Raw genomic sequence first — 7,391 nt, forward strand, 5'->3', positions numbered from 1 at the left:
TGGATAAAAGGTACCTCTTCGTGTTCTTGGTTCCTTTAAAACCATTTCTTTGCCAAAACCATTAGTCGTTCTAGTTCTAAATCCATTTGCATAATCCGTGGGATTTTCTAGCGGATGCAATACCCGTTCTGACTTCATAAAGGTCTCTAAGGTCATTTGCATTAATAAATTCGTTCCATTTTCTGAATTTGCAACTTCCAATAATAATTCCGAAATTTGAGCGTGTGTAAAGTCCATAATTGTAAATTTTAATGGTTCATAATTTTAAAATTACAAAAAATTCTTTACACACTTTTTTTGTACAGTATCCCGCCGAAAGGGAGAGCTTCCGCCAAAGGCTGACGAAAGTTTTGTTTGAGGAGGGGCACGCCCAAAAAATTAGTATTTGAAGTCTAAAAAAGTTATATTTGCAGACTTTTTAAAAATAATTAACCATGAAAGCAGGTATTGTAGGCTTACCGAATGTAGGAAAATCAACTTTATTCAATTGTTTGTCGAATGCGAAGGCGCAGAGTGCTAATTTTCCGTTTTGTACAATTGAACCGAATATTGGAGTGGTGAATGTACCAGACCCGCGTTTGGAAAAATTAGAAGAATTGGTTAATCCAGAGCGTGTGTTGCCTGCGACTGTTGAGATTGTGGATATTGCAGGGTTGGTAAAAGGTGCGAGTAAAGGTGAAGGATTAGGAAATCAGTTTTTGGGTAATATTCGCGAATGTAACGCAATCATTCATGTGTTGCGTTGTTTTGATAATGATAATATTGTGCACGTGGATGGGAATGTGAACCCGATTCGTGACAAAGAAACGATTGATATCGAATTGCAGTTAAAAGATCTAGAAACCGTTGAAAAACGTTTGGATAAAGCTAAAAAAATGGCGAAATCGGGCAATAAAGAAGCGATTGTTGAAGCGGATTTATTAGAGCGTATTAAAGCAGTTTTATTAGAAGGGAAGTCGGCTCGTGTGATTGAACCTAAAAATCAGGACGAGGCGGACTGTTTAGATATGATTCAGTTGATTACTTCAAAGCCTGTGTTGTATGTGTGTAATGTAGATGAAGCATCGGCAGCTAATGGGAATGCGTATGTTGAACAGGTGAAAGAGTTGGTGAAGGATGAGAATGCGCAGGTGATTGTATTAGCAGTTGCCACTGAAGCGGATATTACAGAGCTAGAAACTTATGAAGAGCGTCAGATGTTTTTAGGGGACATGGGGTTAGAGGAACCTGGTGTATCGAAGTTAATCCGTTCGGCGTATAAATTATTGAACTTGCAGACGTATTTTACGGCTGGAGTAAAAGAGGTTCGTGCTTGGACTATTAAAGTGGGTGATACAGCTCCGAAAGCAGCAGGTGTGATTCACTCGGATTTTGAGAAAGGGTTTATCCGTGCAGAGGTGATTGCTTATGACGATTATGTGACTTTTGGTTCTGAAAGTAAGGTGAAGGAAGCGGGTAAGTTGCGTGTGGAAGGTAAGGAGTATATAGTAAAGGATGGTGATGTGATGCACTTTAGATTTAATGTATAGCTTGGTTATTGGTATTTTTAATATTTTATAAGAGGTGTACTAAAAGTGTAGAACTCACTTTCTAAGAATCGGATATGTGAAAATTATTTCCGAGGTATCCGAATAATTTAGTAACAAAAGAGGCTGTCAAAATGACAGCCTCTTTTTGTTTTAAAATTTATAGTTTAAAGATAGACTGAACATAGTTCCTAATTGGCTGAAATGGTACCCATCATAGGTCATCTGTGAATAACGTTGGTTGAAAGTAATTAAATTTGATTGTGTTTTTACAAAATTAGGGTCTGTTAAACTAGCTTCTCCCGTACTATTTTCAGCTTTAAATTCCCATTTAGGTAAAATATTAAATAAGTTGTTGATATTTAAGGCAAAAGTTAATTTGTTTGTGGCGTTAAAATTTATTCCTAAATCAGTTACAACTTTTGGTTTGAATTCAGTTCTTAAATTAGAATCTAATCCAACTTGTTTGAATACTGTTTTTCCAAATAAGGTGTTGTTTAGTGAAAAACCAAATTTTCCGATGTCATAATTAGTCCCTAAGATCCATTTGGTTTTAGGACGAGAAGTAAATAATAAATGTTGTTGTGTGGCATCTATAAGATCTTTTCCAAATTTTACTGGGATTTTGTTAGTATTCCAATTTTCAAATGTGTAATTTCCTGATAGATTAAATCCTAAATCTCCGCTTCCTAGTTTAATGTTTCGTATGCTAGCAACTACATCAATACCTCTTGTTCTAGTATCTAAAGCGTTGGTAAAGAAAGATAATGTCCCTAGATTTTTCCCGTTAATAGTCACGTCTTTAATTTCATCACTTAAAACAATTCTGTCGTAAACATTGATGTGGTAGTAGTCAAGTGTTAATGTAATGTTTTTCATTGGTTTGAAGCCTAAACCAATTGTGTAATTTTCAGATTTTTCAGCTTTTAATTTTTCAATTCCCATTTGACGAGCTTGAGGAGACACATTGTTTACTAATCCGCTTGCTAAAACACCTTGCCCTGGGAAAAAGCTATATTGTGATTTTTGGGTATAAATTTGATGTAAGGATGGAGCTCTAAATCCAGATGATACGGATGCTCTTAATGTTATTTTATCATCTAAAAATTTATATCTTCCGCTCAATTTACCTATGTAAGTTGTACCAAAGTCGCTATAATTTTCACCACGTAAGGTTGCATCTATTAAGAAGTTTTTTGTAAAATCTATAGTAGTTGCAATATACCCTCCAATATTATAACGATTGAATTTGCCTGAATTTTCGGGTCTGTTACCAGCAAATGAATCAGCACCCATTCCATCCCAAGAAGCTTTGTCTCCCTCTATAATGGTAAAGTTTTCAGTTCTAAATTCTGTGCCTATAGCAAAACTGATTTTATCGGTTAAATTTTTATTTATATCTATGTTTCCTACGATATGATCAAATTTTGTTCCTCCAGGTTTAAATGAAATAGGGCTATTTTGAAGATATAGATTAGCTCCGTTACTATCTAAAAGGGAAGAACGGTTAAATGAATTATTTACTGTGTATTCTTGTGTATTGCCTCCAAAGGTGATGCTTAAATCAGTGTTCCATCCGTTTTTAGTTGATTTTAAGCCTAAAGTAGCATTATAATCATTAAGATCTCCTTCAAAAGTAGGTGCGTATCCATCATAGCCATTTTTGCCATTTCCAGGGAACAATTGATTTAAAAAGGGATAGTCTGTTAAGGTTCTCCAATAGGGGGTTCTGTAGTTTGCAAATGAATTTACTTTTTTGTAAACATAAGCACCATTGAAATATAATTTTGAATTTTCAGATGTATCCAAGCCTCCATTGATTTCAAATTTAGCGGCTGCCGTTGCAGGTGATCCATTTGTATTACCAGCATCTGGGTGTCTGTTTAGAAAATCTTGGACATCTACTATGTTTGCATTAAAATCTTTAGCTTCTCCTTGTGCATCAACAGTACCAGGTCTATTGGCTAAAGTTGCTTTAGAAAAATCTAAGGTGTAATTAATAAACCCTTTTTCGTTAAAAGCCGTTGTGCCGTTATTAAGGCTTGCTCCAATCATTTTTCCGTCTCCTTTTCCAGTAATTCCCGTTCGTAGAGTGGTAGATCCTGAATTAGGGTTGTTTTTTAATATGATATTCATAACCCCTGCAATAGCATCAGATCCGTATTGAGCTGAGGCGCCATCACGTAATATTTCAACTCTTTCAATAGCATCTTGAGGGATCGCTGAAATGTCTGCTCCTGTTTCGCCACGTCCAGGAGAGGTTTGTGTATATACTAATGCACTCATGTTTTTACGCTTGCCGTTGATTAAGATTAATGTACGGCTAGGTCCCATATTTCGTATTTCATAAGGGTCTAATAAGGATGTAGCATCATTTACAGGAGTTTGAACCGTATTAAATGAAGGAATTCTGTATTGCAATGCTTTGTCAAATGAAGCTTGTCCTGTTGAAGCCAATTCTTTAGAAGATAATAGGTCGATAGGTAAAGATGTGGTGGTATTACTTCGAGGGGCTGTTCTAGTCCCCACCACTACTACTTCATCTAAACTTTTATTTTCTTCTTGTAGCACTATGTTTAATTCAATGTTTTGGTCTTTTAACTCAATTTCTCTAGTTTCTGTTTTATAGCCCATATAATTGAATTTTAAGGTGTGTTTTCCTGGATTTAGTTTAATGGAAAAGCTACCGTCGAAATCAGAGGTTGTAGCACCTGCATTGTTAGCAGTAATATTAACTCCTGGAATTCCTAGTCCTCCAGTGTCTTTAATAGATCCTTTTATGAGGTTTTGGGAAAAACCTGTCCAAGTCATTATTAGCAATAATAAGCAATGAATTTTTTTCATATTTATTTTTTTTAGGTTATTGTTTTATCAAATATCTAAAAAAAATGTTAATAATGAAAAAATGTTTTTATTTTTTTCTTTTATTTATTTGTTTTTGTTAATAGATTGTTTTATTTTCTTTTTACATACTTTTCAAGTATCTTAGCACCCAATCGTTTTTATATATGTTCGAACAAAATCAATACACCGAAGATAATATACGTTCTCTCGACTGGAGAGAGCATATCCGTATGCGTCCTGGGATGTACATCGGTAAGTTGGGAGATGGATCATCACCTGATGATGGTATTTATATTTTGGTTAAAGAGGTCCTAGATAACTGTATAGATGAGTTTGTAATGGGAGCTGGGAAAACCATAGAAGTTACCTTAAAAGATAAGATGATTACTGTTAGGGATTATGGTCGAGGTATTCCCTTAGGAAAAGTAGTGGATGTAGTATCCAAAATGAATACAGGAGGGAAATATGATTCCAAAGCATTTAAAAAATCAGTTGGTTTAAATGGAGTGGGTACTAAAGCAGTAAACGCTCTTTCTACTTTTTTTAGAGTTGAATCAGTACGTGATAATCAACAAAAAGCGGCTGAATTTTCAGCTGGAACCCTTACTGTAGAGGAAGATGTTGTAGAAACTACTAAACGTAAAGGAACGAAGGTTAGTTTTATAGCAGATGATACGATTTTTAAACATTATAAGTATCGTAACGAATACATTGTTAGAATGTTAAAAAACTATTGTTATTTGAATAAAGGATTAACAATAGTATATAATGGTGAAAAATTTTTTTCAGAAAATGGATTAAAAGATTTATTAGAAGAAACCATTACAGAAGAAGATATGCAATATCCTATCATACATCTAATGGGTGATGATATAGAAGTTGCTATGACACATAGTAGAACACAATATTCTGAAGAATATTACTCGTTTGTTAACGGACAAAATACAACACAAGGGGGAACTCATTTAGCGGCATTTCGAGAAGCTATTGTACGTACAATTAAAGAGTTTTATAATAAAAATTTTGAAGCATCTGATATTCGTAAATCAATTGTTTCCGCAATTTCTATTAAAGTAGAAGAACCTGTTTTTGAGTCACAAACTAAAACTAAATTAGGATCTACCGATATGGGACCTAATTCGCCTACGGTTCGTACTTATATAAACGATTTTATTAAAACAAATTTAGATAATTTCTTACATAAAAATCCAGAGGTAGCAGATTTGTTACTTCGTAAAATTTTACAAGCAGAACGCGAACGTAAAGAATTGTCGGGCATTCGTAAGTTAGCTAAAGAACGAGCTAAGAAAGCCAGTTTACATAACAAAAAATTGCGCGACTGTCGTGTGCATCTTACTGATGCAAAAAATGCACGTAGTTTAGAGAGCACTTTGTTTATTACCGAGGGAGATTCAGCTTCGGGGTCTATTACAAAATCTCGCGATGTGAATACTCAAGCGGTATTTAGTTTGCGTGGAAAGCCTTTGAATACCTATGGAATGACCAAAAAAATAGTGTATGAAAACGAGGAATTCAATTTGCTTCAAGCCGCATTGAATATCGAAGAAAGTATGGAAGATTTGCGTTACAACAACATTGTAATCGCAACCGATGCCGATGTGGATGGGATGCACATTCGTTTGTTGTTAATTACTTTTTTCTTGCAGTTTTTCCCAGAAATCATCAAAGAAGGACATTTGTATATATTGCAAACGCCTTTGTTCCGTGTTCGTAACAAGAAAGAAACGATTTATTGTTATAGTGATGAGGAACGACGTAATGCTATTGAGAAGTTAAAACCAAAACCAGAAATCACCCGATTCAAGGGATTAGGAGAGATTTCACCAGATGAATTCAAATATTTTATTGGAGAAGATATTCGTTTAGACCCTGTAATGTTGGACAAAGCGACTTCTATCGAAAAATTATTAGAGTTCTATATGGGTAAGAATACCCCTGACCGTCAGGAATTTATTATCAAGAATTTGAAAGTGGAGTTGGATACGGTGGAGGAGTTGAATAGTTAGTGTTCTATTGACGATAATTTTATAAAAGAAAAACAGAAAAAATGAACTTCATAAAAAAATTTAGCATAATAGGCTTATTTGGTACAAATAATATAGATATTATTTTCAAAGAAAACAAAATGATTTTGATCGGTGAAAATGGATTAGGAAAAACACAAATACTTAATTTGCTTTATTATACTTTAACTAGAAATTTTCTTCGACTTAGTGATTTTAATTTTGAAAAATTAACTATTTCCTTTGAAAACCGAGAAGTTGAAATTACAAAAGATCTTATTGCTAAATCAATAGATAGATTGTTTAAAGACTCTGAAATAAAGGATTTCGTTAAAGAATTTGGATATGCTCAATTTGAATTTTTAAGTAAAAAATGGACACATAATAAGAGGAGTACATATGAGCTAGAAAAATTGCTAGAAAGAAATTATAAGTTCAGAAAGTATCCTCTTCATAGAATATTTAGATATTTTGAAGATTCTGAATTTAAACAAGGGTTTGATAATAATTTAAAAGAAATTGATTTAAAAATTAAAAACGAACTTGATAATTCAGAGATTATGTATTTCCCAACCTATAGAAGAGTAGAAGAAGATTTACATAATTTGGGTTATGATGATGATGAATTTTTGGATGAAGAAGTAACATTAATCCAGTTTGGGATGGATGATGTTCAAAAGCAATTCGTCCAATTAGAAAAAAAAATTGATAATTTGTTAAAAGATGGTCTAACTCAGTTTACTAAAGATATATTAAATATTATAGTAATTGATAATGAAGAGCCAATTGAATATGTGTTGGAAAAGGTGAATGAGGAAGATATTAATTTGATTTTATCTAGATTGGGAACGTTACTTACAGATTTGCAAAAACAGTCAATTAAAAGCTTTGTAATTGATAAAAAGGTAAATAATCCTACATCAAAGCATTTGTTAAATAAATTAGTTAAAAGTTATGAGGAACAAAAACCTTATGATAAAAGAATTATTGTATTTAG

Annotated in this window: 5 protein-coding genes; 3 read left to right on the forward strand and 2 right to left on the reverse strand. The window is 33.4% G+C overall.

All coding sequences use genetic code 11. The features are described from left to right. Window positions 1–237, reverse strand: a 237-nt coding sequence (locus tag B0A78_RS13060) for a transposase (RefSeq protein ID WP_097609746.1), incomplete at its 3' end; no start/stop codon positions are given. 197 nt (window positions 238–434) lie between these two features. Between B0A78_RS13060 and ychF the strand changes: the two genes are divergently transcribed. Then, the gene (ychF, locus tag B0A78_RS13065; protein WP_014165640.1) at window positions 435–1,529 is read left to right on the forward strand and encodes a redox-regulated ATPase YchF; all 1,095 of its coding nucleotides are present in this window, start codon (window positions 435–437) and stop codon (window positions 1,527–1,529) included. 150 nt (window positions 1,530–1,679) lie between these two features. Here ychF and B0A78_RS13070 read toward each other — a convergent pair whose 3' ends face one another. Continuing rightward, window positions 1,680–4,370: a TonB-dependent receptor gene (locus tag B0A78_RS13070; protein WP_041253227.1), complete on the reverse strand. Its 2,691-nt coding sequence runs from the start codon at window positions 4,368–4,370 to the stop codon at window positions 1,680–1,682. A gap of 164 nt (window positions 4,371–4,534) precedes the next feature. On the opposite strand from B0A78_RS13070, the gene B0A78_RS13075 reads away from it, so the two are divergent. Continuing rightward, window positions 4,535–6,397 (forward strand): DNA topoisomerase IV subunit B, encoded by a 1,863-nt coding sequence (locus B0A78_RS13075; RefSeq protein ID WP_065213377.1) that lies wholly within the window; start codon window positions 4,535–4,537, stop codon window positions 6,395–6,397. Window positions 6,398–6,438: 41 nt separating this feature from the next. Beyond that, the coding region (locus tag B0A78_RS13080) for an ATP/GTP-binding protein (protein ID WP_097609747.1) at window positions 6,439–7,391 on the forward strand (953 nt) is incomplete at its 3' end.

The organism is Flavobacterium columnare NBRC 100251 = ATCC 23463, from assembly GCF_002530675.1.
In the GTDB taxonomy this organism is placed as follows: domain Bacteria; phylum Bacteroidota; class Bacteroidia; order Flavobacteriales; family Flavobacteriaceae; genus Flavobacterium; species Flavobacterium columnare.